Source organism: Rhizobium sullae (assembly GCF_025200715.1).
Lineage (GTDB): Bacteria > Pseudomonadota > Alphaproteobacteria > Rhizobiales > Rhizobiaceae > Rhizobium > Rhizobium sullae.
Genome location: NZ_CP104144.1, coordinates 2,529,638 through 2,553,879, shown reverse-complemented (window position 1 = coordinate 2,553,879; position 24,242 = coordinate 2,529,638). Strand labels below are relative to the sequence as shown.

The following is a 24,242-nucleotide window of genomic DNA, read 5'->3' as shown; positions in this document are numbered from 1 at the left end:
TCAGCCCTCGAATGGATGATAGCACCAGATGCGGTGCGTGGCTGATAGCTCCGTCGCCGGCACCGGCTCGCTGCAGATCTCCGTCGCCCGCTCGCAGCGGCTGGCGAAGGGACAGCCCTTTCCGAGCGAAAGCAGCGAGGGCATGTTGCCCGGGATCTGCCTCAGCTTCTCTCCTGGTATGTTGCAAGAGGGAACGGAATCGAGAAGTTTGCGGGTGTAAGGATGGCGCGGGGAACCGATGATGTCCTCGGTCGTGCCGATCTCCATCATGGCGCCGGCATACATGACCATTATCCGGTCGGCGAGTTCCGAAAGCGTCGAAAGATCGTGAGTGATCCAGATCATGCCGAGGCCGCGTTCATCGATCTGGCGGCGGATATGGTAGATGATCTGGGCCTGGATCGTCACGTCGAGAGCCGTCGTCGGCTCGTCGGCGATGATCATGTCCGGTCCGAGCAGCAGGGCGGTGGCGATGACGACGCGCTGGCGCATGCCGCCCGACATCTCGTGCGGATAGGCGTTCAGCCGCTCCTCCGGCGAGGGAATACCCACGGCCTTCAGCGCCTCGATGCAGCGCTCGTGCTTCTCCTTGCGGGAGACAGTCTCGTGCTCGCCGATCGCTTCGTACATCTGGTCGCGCACGCGCATCAGCGGGTTCAGCGTCATCAAGGGGTTCTGGAAGACCATGGCGATCCGCCGGCCGCGATAGCGGCGCATCTCCTCGAAGTCGAGTACCGTCAGCTCCGTACCATCGAGCGAGATCGAGCCGGAAACAATGCGGCCCGGCTCATCGACCTGGCCCATGATCGACATCCCCGTCACCGACTTGCCCGAACCGGATTCGCCGACGATGCCGAGCACTTCGCCGCGGCGAAGGTCGAAGGAAATGTCGCGCACCGATCTCACCACACCTTGGCGAGTGAAGAACCAGGTGTTGAGGTGGTCGACTTGGAAGAAGGGTTCCGTCATTGCCCGGCTCCTCTAGCGGTCGAGCCGCGGGTTGTTGAGATCGCGCAACCGGTCTCCAAGCAGGTTCATCGCGACGATCATCACCAGCAGCACCACCCCCGGATAGATGCTGATCCAGTACTTGTGCGAGAAGATGAATTCGTAGCCACTGGCGATCAGCATGCCGAGCGAGGGCCTGGTGAGTGGCAGGCCGACGCCGAGGAAACTCAGTGAGGATTCGAGCGAGATCGCCGCGGCGATGTTGAGCGTGAAGAGCACGATGATCTGCGGCATGCAATTCGGAAGCACGTGGCGTAGCATGATACGTGTGGGCGAAAGGCGCAGGCACCTTGCTGCCTCGACATATTCCTTGCTGAGTTCGCTCATGGCGAAGGATCGTGCCGTGCGCGCATAATAGGACCATTGCACGATGACGATGGCGAGCACGACCTTGCTGACGCCGTTGCCCAGGATAGCGAGGATCGCAAGCCCGACGAGCAGGGCGGGAAGGCCGAGCATGAAATCGACCGCACGCATGATGATCGCGTCTGTCACGCCGCCACGCCAGGCCGAGAGAAGCCCGAGCCCGGTGCCGAGCACCATTGCGGCGCCTGCCGCCACCAGCCCGACGAAGACGCTGATCCTGATGCCGTAGAGGATTGCGGAAAGCATGTCGCGGCCGAAGCTGTCGGTGCCGAGACGGAAGACGAAATTCGTCTCCTGCTCCAGAGATTTCGCGATGGCGAGGACGGTGAAGTTTTCAGGGAGCGTGCCGTTCGAAACGATTCTGACCTTGCCGCCCTCCGGGTTATCGACGGTCCACCAGGGCTGGACGATATGCTTCTTGCCGCCTTCCACGGTGGCGCCGGCCGGCAAGTTGCGGATCTGCAGGCTGGCGAGCTTGGTGCCTTCCGGCAGCACGCCGACGCCGAGACAGTTCGCTCCGCAGGACTCCGCCGCGATACTATTGCGGGTCTGTGCCGGTGAGGCAGGTTCGACGGAGGCCGCACCCACCTGGAGGCGGATGTTGGCGCGGACTTCCTCTCCCGGCACCATGCGCTTCGAGCCGGCGGGCTTCAACGCATCGGAAAGCTGAAGCTGCGTCAGGTCGTAGGGGTCCGTTGGCGAGATCAGGGGCGCGAGGAGGGCGCAGACGACGAAAACGAGGCTGATTAGCAGACAGATGATGGCGGTGCGGCTTTCGGCGAAACGCCGCGCGAAATCGTTGAATCCGGTTAGGCTCATGCCGCCCGCCTCAGAACGGATTTCACGCGCGGATCGATGGCCATATGCAGGATGTCGACGATGAAGTTGATGGCGATGAACAGTAGCGCCGTATAGGTGAGTTGGGCCACGATCAGCGGACGGTCCAGTACCTTGATCGAGTTGATTAGCAGCTTGCCAAGCCCCGGCCAGGAAAACACTGTTTCGGTGATCACGCCGTAGGCCAGTAGGTTGGCGAGTTCGATCCCTGTTACGGTGATGAGCGGAACCAGCGCATTGCGCAGGATATGCCTGACGACCACCTTACGGGTGCGCACGCCTTTCGCGTAGGCGAACTTAACGAAGTCGAGACGGGAGATTTCCATCGTCGCGGCGCGCGTGACGCGCATCAGCAGCGACATCTTGAGGAGCGCCAGGCTGAAAGCAGGCATGACGACATGCGACCAGCCGTCGAGCGTCCAGAGGCTGGTGGTGATGCCGAAATGGGTCGCCACCTGGCCCCGGTCGCCGACCGGCAGGATTGGCAGAGCGATGCCGAAGGCGACGATCAGGAGCATGCCCTGCCAGAAGGTGGGGATGCTGACGCCGATCAGGGAGAAGGCTATGACGCCACGCCCGAGCGGCGATTCCGGTCTAAGCCCCGAATAAAGCCCGGCCGGCACGGAAACGGCAATGGCGATAATGAAGGCCACCAGACCGAGTTCGAGGCTCGCCGGCAGGCGCTGCAGCAGGATGCTGGTGACGGGTTCCTTGTAGACGAAGGAGGTGCCCCAGTCTCCCTGCACGGCATTGCCGAGGAAGATCAGGTATTGCTGCCAGAGCGGCTTGTCGAGCCCGAGTGCGGTGATGGCGGCCAGCCGGTCGGCCTCCGAAGCTTCCGACGAGATCAGGATGTCTGCCGGATTACCGATCAGCCACACTCCGACGAACAGCACGACCGACAGCACAAAGACCACGACCACGCTTTGCAACAGGCGCTGCAGCACGAAGGAGGACATCAGCGGGCAGCCTTCAGATAGGCGTTGATGTTGCGCTGTTCGACGGTCGGCATCGCCCCCGCCGCAAGATCCTGGACCAGCGATCCGAAATGCAACGCATATTCGGCGCATATGCCGCCCGTACTGCCGGTCTCAAGCCGGTTCTCGATCTCAGTGCGCAGTGCCTGGCCGCCCGGGAGTTGTGCCAGTTCGTCCAGGAAGGGCGCCTTGCCGGCTGCTGCGGCCATGGCGGCATCGTGGACCAACTCATGGCCCCTGTGTTTGCCGAGGGTCTCGCCAAGCCGCATCATGGCGAACTCGCCGAAGATCGCCCCGTGCGACAGGTCCAGATTGGTCCGCATCCGCTCCGTACTAACATAGAGGTCGCGCGCCAGTAGCTCGGTCCGCACGAGGATTTCGGAAATGGCGCTGATCACCTCTGCCAATCCGTCCTCGAACATCTGGTTGGCGCTGCCGTCGGATTCGAACGGGCGATGGGCGGTCGCCATCAGCATGCCGGCGCAGGAATAGAGCTTGTTGCTGTTGGCGATGATGCCGTAGCAGAGGATCGGGTTGATCTTCTGCGGCATGGTGGAGGAGCCGATGGTGCCTTCGATACGACCTTCGTGCAGTTCCCCGTACTCCTCGGAGGAACTCTGGTAGACCTCTTCGGCGATCTTGTGGCAGATGGAAGCCGTCAGGCTCAGCGCATTGACATATTCGCACATATGCGTGCGGATCGCCCGCGAGGGAATGGCCATTTCGCCCATGCCGAGAAGTGCTGCCACGCGTGACTGGAAGGCCGGGCCCTGCCTGCCCAGAGCCGAGAAACAGCCAACTGCGCCACCGGTTATGACGACGAAGGCCCGCTTTTCGGCTTCCCGAAGCCTGTCCGAGGCCTGAAGGAATTCGTCGATCCATACCGCGACCTTGAAGCCGAAGGTGATCGGCACCGCATGACGGTAATGGGTGCGCCCCGCCATGACGGTTTTCGCGTGGGTGCGGGCATGGCGGCCAAGATGGCGCAGGATGTCGGCGAGCAGCCCGTCCAGCACCGCCTGGGCACGCTTGGCGAGCAGCAGCAGTCCGGTCTGGATGACGTTCTGCGTGGTGATGCCCCAGTGGACATAGCCACCGTGCTGTGGGCCGCAGAGCCGGACGAGCTCGTTGATCAGCGGCATGAGAGGGTGACGGGTCGTCCGGTACGACGTGTCCAGCCGGTCCATGTCCAGATACTCGTAACGGCAATGTTCAGCGACCACCTCCGCCGAGGCGATCGGGATCATGCCGAGCTCTCCCTGAGCGAGCGCTACAGCCTTTTCGACATCCAGGAAGGCCTGGTACATGGCCGGCGGAGCAAAAGCGTCCCGCAGTCCCCGGTAGTCGTATTGTGACGTGAGGGCGTCGTTGAATTCTGTACCCATCTGGCTTTCGCACTTTCATGAATGAGAAGGCAAGGCCGGCGTGCCCGCCAGCCTTGCCGGTATCGTCTTATTCGGGGCGCGCGGTGTAGAAGATGTTGGTCAGGTTGGCGTTGGGGTCGTAATGCACGCCATTGCGTACGCCCCAGACGCCGAACTCGTGGTAGAGCGGCACATAGCCGTCGTCCTCGTAGACTTCGGCCACCGCCGCAAGGATCAGTTCTTCCCGCCTTGCGTCGTCCAGCGTCGACTGTGCGTCTTCAAGCGCCTTGTCGGTGACCTTGCTGGAATAACGCCCACGGTTTGCGCCGCCCCAGCCGCGGTCGGGATTTCGGGTGCCGGCGAGATTGATCATCTGGCTCAGGCCTTCGCCCGTGTCGGCGGCGGCACCGGCCAGATAGAGGCTGAACTCGTAGGCGCTCGCCTTGGTGAAGTAGATACTGAACGGGAAGGTCTCGAGCGTCACGTTCAGCCCGATCTGCGAGAGCATGGCGGTCACCGCCTGAGCGACTTGCGCGCCATTGACGTAGCGGTCGCTGGGGGCGTTCAGCGTCATCGAGAAACCGTTCGGATAGCCCGCGTCGGCCAGCAGGCGCTTGGCCTCCTGCGGATCGTAGCGATAAGGCTGCAGACCGGGATTATGGCCGAAGACACCGTCCACGATGATCTGGCTTGCCGGTTGAGCCATGCCGCCCATCACGGTTTCGGCGATCTGCTCGCGGTTGATGGCGAGGTTGAGCGCCTTGCGGACGCGCGGGTCAAGGAAGGGGTTCTTTCCGTCGGTACCAGAAACCTTCGGCGTCTCTTCCTGACCCTGGTCGGGCAGCAGGAAGATCAGCAGCGTGGAGGGAATGGACGACAGGTGGTACTTGCCCGAGGACTGGATGCTGTCGATGCTGTTGATTGGCACGGCGTTGATGACATCCACCGAACCGCCGAGCAGGGCGGCGATGCGGGCGCTGTTGTCCGGCAGGGATTTGACCAGCACCGAATCGTAGGCGGCCGGCGTGCCGTAATACTGTTCGTTGCGCTCTAATTCGATCTCAACGTCGGGCGCGAACTTCTTGACGCGGTAGTGCCCGATGCCGGGCGATACCTTGCCGCTGTTGAAGCCGGCTGTCTCTAACCAGTTGTCGTTACCGCAGGTCTTGCCGTCATAGGCCAGCGTGCGGCCGGTCGAGTTCTGGACGATGCCGATATTACTCAAGCTGCGCAGCAGGTTCGGATCGGGTTTCTTGGTGTCTATCTCGATCTTGCCATCGCCGGCATCCTTGATATCGGCGATCGTGGCGATGAAGCTGCTGAAGAGGCCGGGGCTATTGGGCACATTGCGCACCCGGCAGATCGAATAGATCACGTCGTCGGCTCCGAGCGCATTGCCGTCGTCGAACTTCGCCTTCGGCTCGAGCGTGATGACCCACTTGGTATCACCTTGGATCTCCCATGATTTCGCAAGGCGCGGTTCGACGTTGCCGTTGACGCCATTGGTGTAGACGAGCGCGTCCGAGATGTTCTCGCGAAGATCGAAATTGTAGCCGGCGCGGTGGAAATGCGGATCGACCGAGGTGGCGAGCGCGGCGAGACCCACGCGCAATTGTTCAGCCGCTGCCGGAAGCGGCACAAGCGATGTCGCGGCTGCGAGCGCCAAGCCAAAAGATGCCAGTGACAAGTTTTTCATAGGTCCTCCTCCCATTTATTCTGTGGGACCGTATCGCCGCACTGTCTGGTGAGAAATCGAATTTTTCTGGACTCGATTGAGTTTTTCTCAATTGAACGATAGAGATGGCGGCGGGAGGAAAACACAAATGCAAACAAGGCGTAGGGACCTGCCACCCATGACCTCGCTTCCGGTGTTCGAATCGGTGGGGCGGCACATGAGTATTGCCAAGGCGGCCGACGAACTCTGTCTGACACCCGGCGCAGTTAGCCGGCAGATCCAGAATCTTGAATTATTCCTCGGTTGCGATCTCTTCGAGCGGTCGCATCGAAGGATCACATTCACGCCGGTCGGCGAAGTCTACTGGGACAAGATCCATGTTTCACTCGGCCAGATACGCGCGGTGACGAGCGACCTATCAGTCGGCGTCGAACGGCGACCGCTCGTCATCGGTAGCCCGCGCGTCTTTCTGCAGAAATGTATCATGCCGGTGCTTGGAACGCTTTATGCGCGCCGTCCCGACATCGTCGTAAAATTCGTCACGGGCGGGCATGATGTCGAGGGGGTGGACGGTGCAATCCATGTGGGCGAGGCAATCAGCAAAAAGGGATTCGTGTGCGAGATATTGGGCGACGCTGACCTCACACCGGTCTGCAGCCCTGCCTATCTTCGCCGCGCGCCACCCCTCGATACACCCGACGATCTGGAACGGCATACTTTGCTTCGTTCCGCGGAATTCACCCGCAACTGGGAGCGTTGGCTGGGGCAGCGCGCTCCAAGAATTTTTTCCAGCACGCGCTTCATCGATCTCGAAAGCTCCGGCCTGGAACTGACGGCCGCAATCGAAGGACTTGGCATTGCGATTGTTCGCCAGAAGCTGGTCAAGCAGGAACTGGCGGATGGTCAACTCGTTGCGCTGTTTGAGAAAGACATGGTGCATGAGCACTATTTCTTCATGTTCGCCGATCCGAAACTTCGATCCGACAGTTTCCGATTCTTTCGCAATTGGCTGAGGGACGCGGTTGTGGAATAGAACAGGCCGGTGTTCAGTCCGCGGCGCGCTAACATACCTGGATTCTTCTGGTGAAGGCGTGATCGGGTCCATTCTTTTGGGCTGGCAAACTACGCCCACTAACACCAGAATCGGATCCGCTCTGGGGAGGCTGGACGATCAAAAGACGAAAACCTAAAAGAGATTAAGCCCAAACCCGCCTCTTGAAGGAGGAGAAAGAATGAAACGCATCGAGATGGAAGTGAGCGGCGGCTGCCAGTGCGGTACGGTCCGCTACCACGCAAGCGCTATGCTCGACAATTCGCATCTCTGCCATTGCCGCATGTGCCAGAAAGCCTCGGGCAACATCTTTGCCGCGCTCGTCGCTGCGCCCGATGATGCGCTCACCTGGACACGCGGCAAGCCGAGCGTCTGGAAGAGCTCGGAGCTTGTCGAGCGAGGCTTCTGCGCCAATTGCGGCACGCCATTGTTCTTCCACCACCTCGAAAACGGTCGCACCAACCTGATGATCGGCTCGCTTGACGATCCGCACGCCTTCTCGCCGCTTGCCAATACCTGCACCGAGAACATGGTGGCATGGTTCGAGACGATCACGGGCATAGAAAATACCGGTGCGACCGAAAGCAACGGCGCCGACTGGGCCGCGGCGATCAAGGAGAGCAACAACCAGCACCCCGATCACGATACCACCTCATGGGCGGTGAGGGGGCGTGAAGGCTGAGTCCTATTCCTGCGGTTGCAGGTGCGGCGCTGTCCGTTGCTGCTATTCCGAAAAGCCGTCGTGCCGGAAACCGACGACAGCAACGGCTTACTTTCAAGATGATGCACGCAGGGTGCCTGAAGGTCTGCTCTTTAGCTGCCTCGAAGCAGCCCGTCAGCTTCCGATGTCAGCACTGGTGTCCTGCACCCAGAAGCGGCCATTCGTTCAGCTTCACGGGTAGAGGGCAACTGCGGCTTCGGCCTGTAGCCACTGCACGGTGGCAGCAATCTCGGGTGCTGACTCACCTGGCCGTGTCAGAACGTGATGACGGAAGCCGGCGATCAATGGGCCGAACGGTTGCACCAGTTGGCCAGCCGCGAGTTCATCCTTCACCAGCGCCAGGCTGGCCAGCGCGATGCCTTGCCCGGCGACCGCCGCCTGGATCGCATGGCTCTCATCGGAGAATCGGAGTTGGGCGGGCTCCCTGGGTTCCGGCAACCCAGCTTCGGCGAACCAGCGCGACCATGTCGGATTGTCGGGATGCCGCCGCCGCCATTGGAAGTCGATCAGCGGCCACTGAAGGAAATCGGCAACGCTCGCGACCTTCAGCATCGGGTTGAAGACCGGCGCAAAGCGATCCGCGAACAGGGGCGTGACGGAAAAGCTCGGATAAGGGCCTGTACCATAGCGGATCGCGATATCGACCCCGGCGGAGTCGAGATTGACCACTTCGTCGGACGCCTGAAGTTGCAGGTCGATATTCGGATGCAGCGCGCGGAAAGCGGTCACGCGCGGGACGAGCCAACGCGCCGTGAAGGCGATTGTGGCGGAAATCGTCACCTGCGCGCGACTCCGGCGGCGCGTGAGGCGCTCGATTACCTCCGCAAACGCATCGAAGCCGTCCCGCAACACAGGATAGAGCTGTGCCCCGGCATCGGTCAGCACGACCTGCCGGGTACGCCGCTCGAACAAGGCGATCCCGACATGTTCCTCGAGCGCGCGGATCTGATGGCTGACCGCCGTGGGCGTCACCGCCAGGTCGCTCGCCGCCCGCTTGAAGCTGCCATGGCGCGCAGCGGCCTCGAAGGCGCGAAGCGCGGACAAAGGCGGGAGGCGTCGGATCATGGATGAATTCACCTAATCTATCGGATGACGATTTGGAGTTTGTCGTGAGAGCTTTAACGCACGATCTTCCAGTCATCAACCTGGGTATCGGTTAGTTTTTCTTCACCGTAGCCCCAAATGCGAAGGAGTAAAATGATGAAACTGGAACGTGTATTCACCACGCCGGACAATTATGCGCCCTTCCTGCTATCGCAGGGGATCAGGTTCGGCAATCTGCTCTTCATCTCCGGTCAGGCTGGCGCGGGCGAGGACGGAAAGATCGTCGAAGGCGGTTTCCGCGCGCAGGGCGAACAGGCGTTCGCCAATCTGCGTTGCGCGCTGAAGGCCGGCGGATCGAGCCTCAAGGACGTCATTAAGGTGACGATCTTCGTTACCGACATGGGCAATTTCCAAGAGGTGGTCGAGCTGCGCCGGAAATTCTTCTCCGAACCCTATCCGGCCGACACGATCGCCGAGGTCAAGGCGCTCTACAATCCCGACGTGATGATCGAGATCGAGGCGATCGCCGCGATCCGCGATGCGGAGGGCAAGTGACATGGACGCGTCCGCATCCACCGGGGAGCGCACCGACACGGCGCGCCTCTTCAATCCGCTGAAGATCGGGCAATTGGAAATCCGCAACCGGCTCGCGGTTGCGCCGATGACCCGGGTCAGCGCCACTGAGGCTGGCCATGCCACGGCTCGTATGAGCGACTATTATGGCGGCTTTGCCGAGGGCGGCTTCGGCCTCGTCATCACCGAGGGTCTATACACCGATCAGGTCTTCTCGCAGGGCTATCTCTTCCAGCCCGGCCTGTCGGATGACGTACAGCGCGATGCCTGGAAGCCGATCGTCGAGCGTGTCCATGCGGGCGGCGCGCGCTTCGTCGCGCAACTCATGCACGCCGGTGCGCTCGGCCAGGGCAATCGCTTCCGCGACGACACGCGCGGTCCGTCGGCGATCCGACCGGTCGGGCATCAAATGGCGTTCTATCGTGGATCGGGGGTGTATCCGCTACCAGTCGAGATGACCAAGGCCGAAATTGACGAGGCGATCGCGGGTTTTGCTGCGGCCGCGGTCCGGGCGTGCGAAGCTGGTTTCGACGGCGTGGAGATCCACGGCGCCAATGGCTATCTGCTCGACCAGTTCCTGACCGAAGGCGTCAACATTCGCACGGACGCCTATGGCGGCGGGGCTGCGGCACGCCTGCGGATCACGCTGGAGACGGTCGAGGCGGTTCGCGCTGCGGTTGGCCCGGACTCCACGGTTGGCGTGCGGAGTTCCCAGGGCAAGGTCAACGACTTCGTCCACAAATGGCGTGGCGAGGACGAAGCAGCCGAAATCTACGGCCTCCTGGGCCGGCTTCCGATCGACTATCTCCACACCACCGAGTTCGAGGCGTGGCGCCCAGCCTTCACCGACGGCCCCAGCCTCGCCAGCCTAGCCAAGCACCATAGCGGCCTGCCGGTACTGGCGAACGGATCGCTTCATGATCCTGAGCGCGCGACCGAACTACTCTCTGAGCATCAGGTTGACATGATCACGCTCGGCCGCGGCGCGCTGACGCATGCAGACTGGCCGCATCGCGTCGCGCAGGGTACAGCGCTCGCCGAGTTCGACCGCCGGATATTGTCGCCCCTCGCCGACCTCGACAACGCCGATCGTGTCCAGTCGACTAAATAGCATCGGTCCAGCCGAAGCATTCCCGCGCGACGACCCGGTAGAGTCCGCTTCCATCGCACCAGCGCCGGAAGCGGACTGTCGGCATAGGGGAATTTGAGACGAGGCCTATTGTAACAACAGGGTCGTTGGTTCTATTCGCCTTCAAGGCGACGTATTGTATGAGTGTCCAGCTCTCGGGGACGCTTGCCAGTCAACGAGAGGTCGCACTTGCTCAACCCGGAAGGCGAAGATCAGCTGCGAGGCTGCAGCAGCGCCAAGGCGACCGTCGATGCGGCTAGGACGGCGGTAAGGGTCAAGGGGCCGACAGCGCCGTAGTGATCGACGACATAGCCGCCGAAAACCGCGCCAATACTGATGGCGACCTGAAAAGAGACGACCATCAGGCTCCCCGCTGCCTCCAGCGCGTCAGGTGCTCCGCGGGACAGATTGGTCGGCAGCACCACCGGCGCCATGCCGAACGCGAAGCCCCAAAGTGAAACGAAGGCGAATGCAACGCCTGTATGAGGACCCCAAAGCACCAAGGCGAGCGCCGCAACCGCCATCAGCGTGGCGGTTACACCAAGCGCCAGGCGGATACTTGCGTCGGCCATTCGGCCACCGGCGACGTTACCGATCACAGAGGCGATACCGAACCCAAGCAGCGCCAAGGCAATCGATTCGGTTTCAAGACGCGTCACTTGTTCCAGGAAGGGACGCACATAAACCGAGCCGGCAAAATGCCCTGTCATCAGCAAAAGGATGGCAAGCATTCCCAGTTGAACGCCACGCCGGCTTGTCAGCCGGAACACGTCGGCGAGGCTGTTGCTTGTGCTTGCGGGCAGCGTTGGCAAGCTGAGCGCCTGCAACACCATCGCAAGTGCGGCAAGTCCGGCGGTCATCGCCATGGCGATTCGCCATCCCAGCCAATCGCTGATCAAAGCGCCCATCGATGGCGCAGCTATGGTGGCGAGCGAGACGCCGAGGGTGACAATAGCCATGCCCCGACCTGTCGCATTTGCGCCAACCAATCTCGCCACGACCGCGACTGAAAGCGCCCAGAAACCGCTAAGCGCGATGCCTAGCCCGGCCCGTCCCAACAACAGTAGCCAAAAATCGGTCGCTAGCGCTGCAAGAATATTGGATCCGATCGCCAATGCACTAAGACCGACCAGCACCGCCTTGCGGTTCAGTCTGCCAATGAGAACATTGCTCAATAGCGCCGTCACGGCGCCGACGGAAGCGGTAGCGGTGACGACCTGTCCGGCTGTTCCCTCAGTAATCCCGAGATCGCGCGCCATTGGCGTCAACAGGCCCGCCGGCAGGAACTCAGCCGATACCAGCGCAAAGCTGGTTGCCGCCATCGAAAGAACGGCAAACCAAGTCGCGGCGCTCCAGGCGGCTGGCTCGGCGGTATCAAAGTCTATCGCCGCGTCGGCGAGTTCTGATGTCGTGTCCGTCATTGAATTATCTCCTACGTTCGGAGATTTCATAGACGAACATCTTAGGATGATATGTGTCTTACAATCCGAAATTCATGTCCATTCGTCCAGAACTTGTGCGGCGCACAATGCCCGGTGACACGCTGGTGATGCGCTTGAAGGCGCGAGCGAAAGATGCCTCCGACTCATAACCTAATCGGGAAGCAACTTCGGCAACTGACATGCCACCTTGGCCCAGCAACTCGCGGGCAAGCTGCATCCGCAGACGGCCAAGATAACGTGCCGCGCCTTCTCCTAAGATAGCGCTGAAGCGCTCGGCAAAGATCGAGCGCGACTGGCCTGCCACGGTCGCGAGGCTTTCGAGGGTCCAGTTATGGCCGGGGTCCCGGTGCATGGCTGCCAACACACGACCGATGTGGGGGTCGCGGATCGCGGCGAGCCAGCCGGTGGTCGAGGCGCCGCTGCAATTTACCCAGCAGCGGATAAGCCGCGCTGCGAGCAAGTCTGCCATACGCGATAGGACGGTCGCGCTACCCATCTGAGGCTGTGAAGCCTCCGCCGTCATCGCCGCCAGCAGGGGGCCAACGATCGGGTCATTGCCGGCTACATCGCAGCCCTTGATCATTGGCGGCATCAAGGCGATCAAAGGATTAAGCGCATACGCGCTCAAAGTCATGGAGCCGCAGAAGAGGGTGCTGGTCGCACCCGTTCCTTCCCGCACCACTTCGCAGACGTTGCTGCCCAACCTTGTTATCTGACAGCTTTTGAGGCAGTCGCCCTCAACATCCGGCGCGCTGGCTAATCGATGCGCGATACCTTGCGGCAGCAGCACCAGATCTCCATCGTTCAACTCCTGCCACCCTTGCGCTTCGGTATGGATCCAGCACGGACCCTGGCTCACGAAGTGAAAACGAAGTAGCTGTTGTTGCGGAAAGGCGATGCTCCATGGATGTCTGAGTTCGCAGCGCCCATAGTTGACGCCACTCAAGCGAAAGTCTTGTAGCACTTCGCTTAGCGCATCCATTGGGATATTTGACGGCGACAACGGTCGAGACGAATGGTCAAGCATTTAGCCAATTTAGGTCTCGAGCGTCTGGCATGCAAGCACGATCGTGTCGCGAGGCGATTGTCTTCCGGCAGCGGTATTTTCTGTGAGTTCGAGCGTGATCGCTGCCAGCACCGGCCTCTCTCATGCTGTCAACCGATGGATTGCGGCTTCCTTGGCCATATTGTAGGGATCGTAGCCGGGCAGTCCGGCAACACCGGCCTTGGCGAGCTGCGCGCCCGACATGCCCAAAGCTTTACGCACCGGTCGGATCCAGCCTTCAGCCGTTGACGGATTAAATCGTTTCGTCAACACAAAACTATACATTCAAAGGTAAAGCGTCAATATATCTATTGACGATCTTGGTGGAGCCGACAAGTTAGCCCAGCTCCCACGACAGACGCATTATGCTGGAAAGTCAGCCATGCCTGTAAGCAGGATTATCGCAGTGGCAGTCCTTACGACCTAGGGCACGGCGTGGTTCTGAGGACGGCGCCCACTTATTCGCCGCTCATTGCCGGAGCCCAATGCCGATCAGCGTTTTGGGCTTGATACACAGATCGCGGGCTTGAAGGCTGCGCTTCGTCGCTCTTGAGACGGCAGGAAGGTCAGTTGCACACCATCGTGACCGACATTATGAGCCCAGGCTATTCGCCAGAAAATGCTCGAGGAACTTCACTTCAGCAGAAAGACTTGGTCGGCCCTTTAACCAATACCGGCTTGGACGCCGGTTGGCGATCGTGTCGCGCCGGCGCGCGTTAAAGCGCATCGAGCCCGTGGAATGGTCGGTTCCCTGGGATTGTTGCGTCAGCTGCAATTATGAACTGCGAAACTCGGCCGTTCTCATGGACAGCCGACTGTAGCACTTTCGCAATGCAGATCGGGAATGGACCCGTTCAGAATTTCGCAGGAGCACACAATGAGACTTTATCATCATCCGCTGTCGGGTCACGCTCACCGAGCCCGCCTGTTCGTCTCGCTGCTTGGCTTGCCTCACGAACTGGTTGAGGTCGACCTGAAGGCAGGTGCGCACAAGAAGCCTGAGTTTCTGAAGCTGAACCCATTTGGGCAGGTGCCGGTGCTGGAAGACGATGGCGTTGTCATCTCCGATAGCAACGCCATCCTGGTCTATCTCGCAAAGAAAGCTGCCCGCAGCGATTGGCTTCCAGAAGACGCTCAGGGCTCCGCCGCTGTTCAGCGCTGGCTTTCGGTTGCCGCCGGCGAAGTCGCCTATGGCCCTGCGGCAGCACGGTTGATTACCGTCTTCGGGGCCAAGTTTAATCCTGAAGAAGTTATCGGCCGCGCCCATACGCTGCTGGGTCGGCTCGAAAGCCATCTCGCCGATCGTAACTGGCTTGTTGGTAGTGGGCCAACGATCGCGGATGTTGCGATCTACAGCTACGTGGCTCGCGCGCCGGAGGGGAATGTCGATCTCTCCACCTATCCCGCGGTCGATGCATTTCTCCGTCGTATCGAAGCTCTACCGGGCTTCGTTGCCTTCGTTCAAACGCCCGCCGGCCTTGCCGCCTGACGCCTGATCCGGGCGTGCGGCTACGTGCGCCCGTTCCATTTATTTTGGGGAGACGGAAATGAGCAAGACTTTGACGACGTTGCCGGTCTGGCACGAGGGCGAGCTGTTGCTTCAGCAGAAGGTGGGCGTCGCCGAGCGCATGGCTTCTGTCGGCCAGCGCGTAATCCGCGACTTCATGCCCGATCAACACCGCGATTTTTACGCTCAGCTGCCTTACATCGTTGTGGGCAGTGTCGATAACCGTGGCGATGCCTGGGCGACGTTCCTCGAAGGTCGGCCCGGGTTCATGTCCTCTCCGTCGTCAACCATCCTGAACATCGCGGCAAAAAGCGATGCCAGTGATCCCGCTAGCGAAGGTATATCACAGAGTCAGCCAATCGGCCTTCTCGGCATGGAGATGCACACCCGCCGCCGCAATCGTATGAACGGGATCGTCTCCACCTCACCCGAAGGTATCCGGATTGATGTCGACCAGAGTTTCGGGAACTGCCCGCGTTACATCCAGCTGCGTGACTTTGAATTCGTTTGTGATCCGGGCGAAGCCTTCTCCGGCACGGTCGAAGATCTGCCCGCACTCGATGATGCTGCACGTTCCATGATCGCGGCGGCAGATGCGTTTTTCGTATCGTCGTATGTCGATCGCGAAGATCGGCGCCAGGTCGACGTGTCGCATCGCGGCGGCAAGGCTGGCTTCGTTCGCGCTGCAGATGACGGGACGCTGACCATTCCGGACTTCGATGGCAATCTCTTCTTCTCCACGCTCGGCAACATCCTGTTGAACGGCAAGGCAGGGCTACTCTTCATCGATTACGCAAACGGCGACATGCTGCAGATGACGGGTAACGCCGAGGTCATCCTGGATTCGCCAGAGATCGCCGCCTTCCAGGGTGCCGAACGGCTGTGGACCTTCAAGGCACGCCGGATCGTTCGCCGGCGCAACGCCTTGGCGCTGCGCTGGGCCTTCCGGGAAGACGGATGGTCTGCGAACTCGTTGATGACCGGCGACTGGGCGCAGGCGGCCGATCGGCTGCGTGCCACGGAGCTCGCCAATCAGTGGCGCGCCCTAACGGTGACGAAGATCGTCGAGGAAAGTGCCTCGATCCGCTCGTTTCACCTGCAGCCTGGCGATGGAGCGGGGTTGCTGCCGCATGTTGCTGGACAACATCTGCCTATCCGCTTGACCGTTCCGGGCGTCGACAAGCCTGTCATCCGAACTTACACTTTGTCCGCCGCTCCTTCGGACGGTGTCTACCGCATCAGTGTCAAGCGCGACGGCCTTGTGTCGCACCACTTGCACGACGTCATTCACGTTGGCGACACCATCGAAACGCGCGCGCCAGCCGGCGATTTTACCATCGATGCCCGCGCTACTCGGCCGGCGGTGCTGCTTGCCGGCGGCGTAGGGATTACGCCCATGCTCGCCATGCTGCGCCACGTTGTTTACGAGGGGCTTCGCAAGCAACGCATCCGTCCGATCATCCTTTTCCATGCGGCGCGTTCCAAGCAGGAGCGGCCGTTCGACAGGGAAATCGCCGAGCTTGTCAATGCAGGGCAGGGGGTCGTCAGGCTCATCCGGGTCTTGAGCGACGCCAGTGGTGCGGAAGAAGGCGCAGACTACGACGCCATCGGGCGCATCGACATGGCGCTGCTTTCCCGCCACCTGCCGTTCAACGATTATGAGTTCTACGTCTGCGGGCCGCCGCAGTTCACCCAGGCGCTCTATGATGGGTTGCGAGGCTATAACATCGCAGATGGTCGGATACACGCGGAAGCCTTCGGCCCTTCATCCTTGAAGCGAACGCTCGACGCCGGGGTGACCGCGCAGAGCCGCCGACCACCATCCACAACGCCAGTGCCGGTCGCCTTCATGAGGTCGTTGAAGGAGGCGCGCTGGACCCCTGAGTCGGGCACCCTGCTGGAACTTGCAGAAGCGCGCGGCCTGAACCCGGAGTTCAGTTGCCGGCAAGGCAGTTGCGGAACCTGCCGCACAAAGCTCACCACGGGTGCGGTGACCTATATCAGGGAGCCAACGGCGGCGATCGCCGAGGGCGAAGTGTTGCTGTGCTCGGCCGTCCCTGCTGGACAGGAAACCGACGAGGAAAACAGGATCCAGCTCGAACTCTAACGTTCGTCATTGATGCGTCCGACGCAAGAGTATCTTCCTCTTTTTCGACGTTCATCATTGGGCAAAACCGAAGCATCTTGATCGTGGCGACAAGGATAGCCTTTCGTTACTAAAATCAAGGAGATAGATATGTCACGCATTCCCACACCTGCTACTATAAGCGATGCACTGGAAGCTTCCCGCCCCATCCTGGAAGCCATTCAGAAGCAGATCGGCTCCGTGCCGAACATCTTCCGGCTGGTGTCGAACAGCCCTGCCGCTTTGAACGGTCTGACCGCGCTGCAAGGCGCGCTCGGAAAGGGGAAGTTGGCTCCGGCCACCCGCGAGCGGATCGCACTGACCATGGCCGAGGCCAATGGCTGCGACTACTGCCTGTCAGCGCACACCTATACCGGCGCAAAGTTCGCCAAGCTGGACGAGAGCGAGATCGAAGCGAACCGCCGCGGCACCTCGAATGATCCGAAGGCCGCCGCCGCTGTCGAATTCGCCCGCGCCCTTGTCGACGCTCGCGGCTCTGTGGCACTCGGCCGAGTCGAAAAGGTTCGCGCCGTCGGTTACAGCGATGCGGAAATTGTCGAGATCATCGCGCATGTCGCGCTGAATACGTTCACGAACTACGTCAACGAAGCTCTGGGCACCGAGATCGACTTCCCCCGCATCGATCGCCTTGCAGCATGACCGACTGACGGTGGTCGCCTGTCTGCGGCCACCCAACCACCCCTTCTTAAACCCAAAGGAATTGACCCATGTCTCGTCCGCCACTTCCTCCTTTTGATGAACAGACTGCCATTGAAAAGGTCCGCCTAGCCGAGGATGGCTGGAATAGCCGCGATGCCGCCAAGGTGGCGCTCGCCTATACGATCGACACGCGCTGGCGCAATCGCGCGGAGTTTCTGATAGGCCGCGCAGAGGCTGAAGCCTTCCTGACGCGCAAATGGCACCGTGAGCTGGATTACCGCCTGATCAAGGAGCTTTGGGCGTTCCAGGGCAACCGCATCGCCGTTTCGCTATGCCTACGAATACCGCGACAACAGCGGGCAGTGGTTTCGTGCCTATGGCAACGAGAACTGGGAATTCGCCGAGGATGGGCTGATGCAGGCGCGCCACGCAAGTATCAATGAACACCCGATCACGGAAGCGGACCGCAAGTTCCGCTGGCCGCTCGGTCGTCGGCCGGATGATTATCCGGGCCTGAGCGACTTTGGTTTCTAGGCGAAACGCGCATTGCAGAGATCACCGCCATGACAGGATTCAAGCTTGACGCGCGAGCACGGTTATCGATTGAGCTCGCGCTCACCGCCGCCAGCGGTGATAGTGTTTTCATCCGACAGCAGGAGAAAGATGCAAAAGCGCTCGGCATGACCGGGGCGGAAATCGACATGGCGCGCAGCGGCTCGAGCTTCGATTTCCAGCTCTCCAGAGCGATCGCTTTGGCGCTCGCGACAAACGATGAACGACGCGCGCGCGCCACGAGAGCAGGTCTAGGCGCTCAGGTCTGCGCGGACATTGAAAAGATGGCCATCTCGTACATGGACCGGTCCCTGTTGAAATCCGCATAGCCTCCGCCGGCCCTTGTGTCATGTCATTGCAATCAAATCTCGAAACAGTCTTGCGAGACGTGTTTCGAGATTGATACAAACTTATGTGCAATGGTCGTGTTCAATCAGCACGGGCGATCTTGGGGGGGCGAATGGATCGATGGCAGGCGATGAGAGTCTTTGCAAAGGTTGCGGAAACCGAGAGCTTTGCGGAGACCGCGCGCCACATGCATATGAGCGCGCCGGCGGTGACGCGGGCCGTTGCAGCGCTTGAGGATCTCATCGGCGCACGCCTGTTTGTTCGCACGACGCGCTCCGTCAAGATGACGGAAGCAGGGACACGGTATTTCGAGGATTGCCGTCGGATATTGGCGGATATCGCGGAGGCAGAGGCGGCAGCCGGTGGCTCCTACGCCACTCCGACTGGAACCCTGGCAATCACGGCATCCGCGCTGTTTGGGCAGATGTACGTGTTGCCTATCGTGACCGAGTTCTTGAATGCCTATCCGACGATCCGCGCCAGGACGCTGTTTATCGATCGGCCCGTCAACATCGTCGAAGAAGGGGTGGATGTCGCTGTTCGTATAGGCCATCTCCCCGATTCAGGTTTTACAGCTATCAAGGTCGGAGCCGTTCGGCACGTCATATGCGGATCCCCGAGCTATCTCGACCGGCATGGCGTGCCAAGCACGCCTGCGGACCTGAAGAACCATCGCATCGCGGCTTCAACAAGCGCCTGGGCTTCGCCGGAATGGCGCTTCGCAAACGACCAGCGTGTGACGATCGACCCCATCCTTCAGTGCAATACGAACCAAGCCACGATTGCGACGGCCCGGGCAGGTTGGGGATTGACCAGGGCCTTGCATTATCAAATCGGCCCGGCCCTGCTTGCGGGGGAGTTGCAGATCGTTCTCAGCGACTATGAAGAGCCGCCAATGCCCATCCATATCCTTTATCCGGAAGGGCGGCACGCGCCCGCCAAGGTTCGCGCCTTCGTGGACATGGCAGCGGCACGCCTCCGGGAAAACCGGCTGCTGAACTAGCACCACTGTCGGTTCGCGCGCAGACGTGGCGCCACATCGAAAGGCTCCTGGTGGAAATCGCCAGTCGCGCCTCGATCAAAATCTTGACGATGGATTTGCCCCTTTCCTGCGGCCTCATGCGCGTCTGCGATTTAATCCGGCGGTAGCTTCATCGCAATTGCGGGCCTGTATCCCCGAAGCGATGCAGGCCGTGATCCCGTCAGCCCCTTGCAGAACACTCGTCTCGGGCATGGTGTAAAAATAAAACAGCGTAAGGCAAAGCCGCCGAGAAGGGCAGAGACAAAGGGGATCGAGAGCCTCTCCCCCGCATCTTGGGTCATAGGCACGACGCTACGGCCTCCCGAGCTAGGCACGCAAACCACAGTGTCGATGTTGGCCACGATGATTATCTATTGGCTCCTGGAGATGGGTCCGCGCCGGTTTGGTGAGTTGCGACGCTTGATGGGAGATCCAGCCAACGTTCGCTGACGATCCAGCTTCGGGCGCTGGAAGCGGACGGGATTATCGAACGCACGGTGTTCGTAGAAGTCCTGCCGAGAGTTGAATATGACCTGTCCGAGTTTGGCAAAGCCTTACTTCGGTCATGTTGGCCATGAGGGATTGGGGTTACTCGTTCAGGGGCGAACTTCGCGCGGATCAGGAAGGCCGGGATCGATCCTACTCTTTGCCTAGCTCTTTGGATGATTGCGGTCATTGGTTCACATATCGCAATTATCACTTCCAAATTGAGCGGATTATCGTTTTCTCGTGGATGGATATGTTTGTCTCCAGGCCAGTCGTAGCTGGCACCTCAAACCCGAAGGAGACCTACCATGACACGCCTGATCACGACCCTAATGCTGGCAACCGTTAGCTTTGCGCCAATGTCCTTTGCCTCGTCGGCCACCCCCAACCAAGCAGCCATCACGCAGCAGGCTCCCGCAACCGTCCATTACCGGACGGCAGCGATTGATGGCGTGAACATCTTCTATCGCGAAGCCGGTCCGAAAGACGGCCCAGTGGTCGTCCTGCTGCATGGCTTCCCGACGTCTTCGCACATGTTCCGCAATCTGATCCCGCTGCTTGCGGATCGCTATCGTGTCATTGCTCCGGACTATCCGGGCTTCGGCCAAAGCGACGCTCCCGACCACACGAAATTCGCCTATACGTTCGGCCACTATACCGACCTTGTGGACGGTCTGCTCGATCACATCGGCGCCAAGAAGTATTCCATGTATGTCATGGATTACGGCGCGCCCGTCGGCTATCGCCTCGCCCTGAAACATCCGGATCGCGTGGCCGCCCTCATCGTCCAGAATGGGAATGCCTATGATGAAGGCCTCCGCGAATTCTGGGATGCGATCAAAAAATATTGGGCTGATGGGACGAAGGAAAGCCGCGAGGCGCTTTCCGGTCTCGTGACGCTGGAGATCACGAAGTTCCAGTACACCGACGGTGTCAGAGATCTGACCCGCATCAGTCCAGACAACTGGGTTCATGATCAGGCACTACTTGATCGTTCCGGCAATAAGGACATTCAGCTGGATCTATTCTATGACTACAGGACCAATGTCCCGCTCTACCCGCAGTTCCAGGCTTTCTTCCGCGAACGTAAACCCCCGACGCTTATCGTGTGGGGCAAGAACGACAAGATCTTCCCCCATCAGGGAGCACATCCCTATCTCCGCGACCTTCCGGACGCCGAACTGCATCTTCTGGACACCGGACATTTCGCACTGGAAGACAAACTGGACGTGATGGCACCGCTCATTCACGGCTTCCTCGACCGGAAAGTCGCAAAAGGTAATTGAATTCGAAGCCGCGCAGCTCAGGCAGCTGCGCGGCCTTGTCGGCGCTCGGCTGGCTCGTCGGCCAACCCGGATTCGCGCCACGGGCGGATCATCTCTTTCACGTTATTACGAGCGCCATCCTGACAAATCGGCCCAGCAACGGTCGATCCCAATAACCTGCCCGCTTATGCGGCCAGACTCTTCGATCGCTATCGCGCTCATCCCGAGGTGCTGAGGTTAGCTCGTTGGCATAACCATGAGCGGGACTCCCCCTCCGCAGACCGCTCTGATGCGGCGGCCGAGAAGATCGCCACTATTCGCGCTGCCCAAAAAGCCGGTGAGCAAAACAGCGCTTACGACTCGAAAGATGCGCTGCGATATAATCAGCGGTGCTCTCAGTACTCGTTAGCCAATCAGCCCTTCACTCGCGATGCCCTTCGTCAGCTCCAGCGCCTGACGCTCGAACAGTCCGCGATAGATCCCGCTCTTGCGCCGGATGAGACTAACATGAGTACCTTCCTCGGCGATTTGTCCGTGGTCGAAGACCAGCAGCCGATCGAGCGCGCGCACCGTCGACAGGCGGTGAGCGACGACCAGTGTCGTGCGTCCCTCCATTAGCCTCTCCATTGCCTGCTGGATGAGCATCTCCGATTCCGAATCGAGACTCGAGGTCGCCTCGTCAAGGATCAGGATCGGCGCATCGGCCAGGAATGCGCGGGCGATGGCGATGCGTTGCCGTTCGCCGCCGGAAAGCTTGATACCGCGTTCGCCGACAAGCGTCGCATAGCCCTTTGGCAGCGCCTCGATGAAATCATGGGCGCTGGCAAGCCGCGCAGCCGTTCTGATCTCCGCTTGCGTGGCCGTCGGCCTCGCATAGGCGATGTTTTCCGCCAGCGAGCGGTGAAACAGGATGGGTTCCTGCTGCACGATGGCGATCTGGCGGCGAAGAGAGGTCTGCGCTACCTTGGAAATATCCTGCCCGTCGATCGAGACCGTGCCGTGGTTGACGTCATGCAGACGCTGGATCAGCTTGATGAAAGTCGTCTTTCCGGAGCCGGAATGGCCGACGAGTCCAACTCGCTCACCCGGTTTGATGGTGACCGAGAAGTCCTTGTAGAGCGGAGCATGGTGGTTGCCATAATGGAAGGTGACATGATCGAACGTGATCAGGCCGGCCGTCACATGGAGAGCTGGCGCGCCGGGAACGTCCTCCACGCCCAAAGGCTGTGCATGGATGGTGACAAGCTCCTCCATGTCGTTCACCGAACGCTGCAGGTTGCGGATATGCATGCCGATTTCACGCAGATAGCCCTGAAGGATGAAAAAGGCTGTCAGGACGAACGTGATGTCGCCCGCATTGGCCTTGCCGTTAGCCCAGAGCCAAAGGGCAAGGCCCAGCACGCCGCCGCGCAACAGGCTGAGCAGCGCATTCTGCGAGGTGCCATTCAGGGTGCCCCGCGTCCAGGTGCGCCCTGTGCGATCCTGCCACTTGCGGGTGACCGAGGCGAGACGTTTGTCCTCCCGGCCTTCAGCGCCAAAGGCCTTGACCACGGCATTGCAGGTCACCGCATCGGCGAGCGCGCCGCCGAGGCGTGTATCCCAGCTATTGGCCATGCTGGCCATCGGCGCAACATAGCGCAAAGCCATTGTCGCGGTGAACGCGATGAAGAATACGGATCCGGCGCCGACCAGCAGTCCCATCATTGGCCAGTACCATGTCATCAGAATGGTCGAGCCGATGAGCATCACCAGCGATGGGAAAAGCGCGACGAAGACGGTGTCGTTGAGCAGGTCGAGCGCCCACATGCCGCGTGTCACCTTGCGAACAGTGGAACCGGCAAAGCTGTTGGCGTGCCAATCGCTCGAAAAGCGCTGGATATGGAAGAACGAGTTCGCCGCGATCTCCGACATCGACTTCAGCGTGAAGCCGATGATGGCGGTGAACGTGGCATGCCGCAGGATAACGGCGCCGACCGACAGTACCATCAGCCAACAAAAGGCGTTGAAGGCGCTGTTCCATATTGCAGCGTCGCTGGCCTGGCCGGACACCACGGCGTCGACCAGTCGGCCGGAGAACAAGGGCGTGAGCACATCCGCAAGCGTCGACAGCATCGCTGTGAACAACATGAAGGAGGCACGGCCCGGCTGACGCTTCCAATGAGCCCAGCAATAACGGAAAACGCTGCGAAAAGCACCGCCGCGGCGGGATTTGAAACCAAGAGCCATTGATGTATCCGGCTTTCGCCGGCTCCGTCATAGGGAAAAAAATGTCCGCGCAAAACCGCGCGAAATGGTTTGGTGAGGAACGATCGACGGGAAGGTTAGCACCAGTCCATCAGGTTCTGTCGCATTGGAAAACGCTGGCGGCTTCAGGCGATATTCGCGGAAGCCACTGGGGAGTTGGAAAAAATAGCCATCGAAAACTCCCTAGAACCGTGTTGAATGTTTATCAATCCTAGATTGGTTGGGCGCGCAGGCCAAGTCAAATCCGGCGAAATTTTCGGCGAATCTTTGAGATGCGGCATACTTGCAACATCAGCCAGGTCGTAAGCTCCCCCGAAAACTCGGTAGTCACCAAATGGGGCGCGGGCCCGTCGGCATGACGATGACCACGAGCCATTACCGATCACGTGTCCGCAAGCCTGAATGGTGCAGTTCTTCGGGATTGGCGATAGCCGAAGCGACTCGATGGGAGCGGGATTGCGATGAGCGCATGCACGGCGGTCAACTATCTGACCTCGCTGACTGGATAGATCCTGAGGATACCCAGGCTGTGATCAGTCGTGATTGCTGCAATACCCGCTTCATATGCGGCGCGGACGATCGCCTCGTGCAATTTCTCGGGTTCGATCTCTCCAGTAAGGACGTCCAAACACGTTCTCACCGCCGTGAAGAATTCTTCACCATCGTCGGTAGGCCATTCCTTCAGCAACAGTTGGGCAGCCTCGCGAGCGGTACGGATCACCTTGCGATCTTTCCCTTCGGCAAAACCAAGAATTATCGTTGGGAACCTTCTCAACATATCCAATCTCATTGCCCCTAAACT

At 60.3% G+C, this 24,242-nt stretch carries 21 protein-coding genes and 2 pseudogenes; 13 read left to right on the top strand and 10 right to left on the bottom strand.

Features of this window, described 5'->3' with window-relative positions; all coding sequences use genetic code 11:
• From N2599_RS33110 to N2599_RS33090, 5 genes are all read right to left on the bottom strand, one after another.
• Entirely contained in the window at window positions 1–969 is a 969-nt protein-coding gene (locus N2599_RS33110) for an ABC transporter ATP-binding protein (protein ID WP_027513196.1), read from the bottom strand.
• Window positions 970–981: 12 nt separating this feature from the next.
• Complete coding sequence (locus N2599_RS33105) at window positions 982–2,193, bottom strand: ABC transporter permease (protein ID WP_027513197.1); 1,212 nt, start codon at window positions 2,191–2,193, stop codon at window positions 982–984.
• Window positions 2,190–3,170 (bottom strand): ABC transporter permease, encoded by a 981-nt coding sequence (locus tag N2599_RS33100; RefSeq protein WP_027513198.1) that lies wholly within the window; start codon window positions 3,168–3,170, stop codon window positions 2,190–2,192. Before N2599_RS33100 ends, N2599_RS33105 begins: the two co-directional genes overlap by 4 nt.
• A complete protein-coding gene (locus tag N2599_RS33095; RefSeq protein ID WP_051336816.1) occupies window positions 3,170–4,573 on the bottom strand; it encodes a class-II fumarase/aspartase family protein in 1,404 nt (467 codons plus the stop codon). Before N2599_RS33095 ends, N2599_RS33100 begins: the two co-directional genes overlap by 1 nt.
• Before the next feature lie 67 nt (window positions 4,574–4,640).
• Complete coding sequence (locus N2599_RS33090; RefSeq protein WP_037143817.1) at window positions 4,641–6,158, bottom strand: ABC transporter substrate-binding protein; 1,518 nt, start codon at window positions 6,156–6,158, stop codon at window positions 4,641–4,643.
• 217 nt (window positions 6,159–6,375) lie between these two features.
• On the opposite strand from N2599_RS33090, the gene N2599_RS33085 reads away from it, so the two are divergent.
• Together N2599_RS33085 and N2599_RS33080 are read left to right on the top strand one after the other, a co-directional pair.
• Window positions 6,376–7,260, top strand: a complete 885-nt coding sequence (locus tag N2599_RS33085; RefSeq protein WP_084606687.1) for a LysR substrate-binding domain-containing protein — start codon at window positions 6,376–6,378, stop codon at window positions 7,258–7,260.
• Window positions 7,261–7,459: 199 nt separating this feature from the next.
• The gene (locus tag N2599_RS33080; RefSeq protein ID WP_027513201.1) at window positions 7,460–7,960 is read left to right on the top strand and encodes a GFA family protein; all 501 of its coding nucleotides are present in this window, start codon (window positions 7,460–7,462) and stop codon (window positions 7,958–7,960) included.
• A 210-nt stretch (window positions 7,961–8,170) separates the two neighbouring features.
• Here N2599_RS33080 and N2599_RS33075 read toward each other — a convergent pair whose 3' ends face one another.
• Complete coding sequence (locus N2599_RS33075; protein WP_027513202.1) at window positions 8,171–9,064, bottom strand: LysR substrate-binding domain-containing protein; 894 nt, start codon at window positions 9,062–9,064, stop codon at window positions 8,171–8,173.
• Between the two features lie 135 nt (window positions 9,065–9,199).
• On the opposite strand from N2599_RS33075, the gene N2599_RS33070 reads away from it, so the two are divergent.
• Together N2599_RS33070 and N2599_RS33065 are read left to right on the top strand one after the other, a co-directional pair.
• Entirely contained in the window at window positions 9,200–9,598 is a 399-nt protein-coding gene (locus tag N2599_RS33070; RefSeq protein WP_027513203.1) for a RidA family protein, read from the top strand.
• A gap of 1 nt (window position 9,599) precedes the next feature.
• Window positions 9,600–10,727, top strand: a complete 1,128-nt coding sequence (locus N2599_RS33065) for an NADH:flavin oxidoreductase (protein WP_027513204.1) — start codon at window positions 9,600–9,602, stop codon at window positions 10,725–10,727.
• A gap of 230 nt (window positions 10,728–10,957) precedes the next feature.
• On the opposite strand, the gene N2599_RS33060 is transcribed toward N2599_RS33065, so the two are convergent.
• Both N2599_RS33060 and N2599_RS33055 read right to left on the bottom strand, forming a co-directional pair.
• Window positions 10,958–12,166: an MFS transporter gene (locus N2599_RS33060; RefSeq protein ID WP_027513205.1), complete on the bottom strand. Its 1,209-nt coding sequence runs from the start codon at window positions 12,164–12,166 to the stop codon at window positions 10,958–10,960.
• A gap of 58 nt (window positions 12,167–12,224) precedes the next feature.
• Window positions 12,225–13,214 carry an AraC family transcriptional regulator gene (locus N2599_RS33055; protein WP_027513206.1) on the bottom strand — a complete coding sequence of 330 codons (990 nt, stop codon included), beginning with the start codon at window positions 13,212–13,214 and terminating at the stop codon, window positions 12,225–12,227.
• An 895-nt stretch (window positions 13,215–14,109) separates the two neighbouring features.
• Here N2599_RS33055 and N2599_RS33050 point away from each other — a divergent pair.
• From N2599_RS33050 to N2599_RS38040, 9 genes and pseudogenes are all read left to right on the top strand, one after another.
• On the top strand, window positions 14,110–14,721 hold the full coding sequence (locus N2599_RS33050) for a glutathione S-transferase family protein (protein WP_027513207.1): 612 nt from the start codon (window positions 14,110–14,112) through the stop codon (window positions 14,719–14,721).
• Window positions 14,722–14,779: 58 nt separating this feature from the next.
• Window positions 14,780–16,846 carry a 2Fe-2S iron-sulfur cluster-binding protein gene (locus tag N2599_RS33045; protein WP_027513208.1) on the top strand — a complete coding sequence of 689 codons (2,067 nt, stop codon included), beginning with the start codon at window positions 14,780–14,782 and terminating at the stop codon, window positions 16,844–16,846.
• Window positions 16,847–16,975: 129 nt separating this feature from the next.
• Window positions 16,976–17,524, top strand: a complete 549-nt coding sequence (locus tag N2599_RS33040) for a carboxymuconolactone decarboxylase family protein (protein WP_027513209.1) — start codon at window positions 16,976–16,978, stop codon at window positions 17,522–17,524.
• 68 nt (window positions 17,525–17,592) lie between these two features.
• Window positions 17,593–18,058 (top strand): annotated as a pseudogene (locus N2599_RS33035) (nuclear transport factor 2 family protein).
• 29 nt (window positions 18,059–18,087) lie between these two features.
• On the top strand, window positions 18,088–18,405 hold the full coding sequence (locus N2599_RS33030) for a hypothetical protein (RefSeq protein ID WP_027513210.1): 318 nt from the start codon (window positions 18,088–18,090) through the stop codon (window positions 18,403–18,405).
• A 131-nt stretch (window positions 18,406–18,536) separates the two neighbouring features.
• Complete coding sequence (locus N2599_RS33025; RefSeq protein WP_027513211.1) at window positions 18,537–19,427, top strand: LysR family transcriptional regulator; 891 nt, start codon at window positions 18,537–18,539, stop codon at window positions 19,425–19,427.
• 464 nt (window positions 19,428–19,891) lie between these two features.
• On the top strand, window positions 19,892–20,023 hold the full coding sequence (locus tag N2599_RS38045) for a winged helix-turn-helix transcriptional regulator (protein ID WP_375714161.1): 132 nt from the start codon (window positions 19,892–19,894) through the stop codon (window positions 20,021–20,023).
• A gap of 216 nt (window positions 20,024–20,239) precedes the next feature.
• A complete protein-coding gene (locus N2599_RS33020; RefSeq protein WP_027513212.1) occupies window positions 20,240–21,217 on the top strand; it encodes an alpha/beta fold hydrolase in 978 nt (325 codons plus the stop codon).
• A gap of 207 nt (window positions 21,218–21,424) precedes the next feature.
• Window positions 21,425–21,547: pseudogene (locus N2599_RS38040) on the top strand (hypothetical protein); the annotation flags it as partial.
• Window positions 21,548–21,601: 54 nt separating this feature from the next.
• On the opposite strand, the gene N2599_RS33010 reads toward N2599_RS38040, so the two are convergent.
• On the bottom strand, window positions 21,602–23,422 hold the full coding sequence (locus tag N2599_RS33010; protein WP_027513213.1) for an ABC transporter ATP-binding protein: 1,821 nt from the start codon (window positions 23,420–23,422) through the stop codon (window positions 21,602–21,604).
• A 502-nt stretch (window positions 23,423–23,924) separates the two neighbouring features.
• Window positions 23,925–24,230 carry a DUF982 domain-containing protein gene (locus N2599_RS33005; protein WP_027513214.1) on the bottom strand — a complete coding sequence of 102 codons (306 nt, stop codon included), beginning with the start codon at window positions 24,228–24,230 and terminating at the stop codon, window positions 23,925–23,927.
• Window positions 24,231–24,242: the final 12 nt, after the last annotated feature.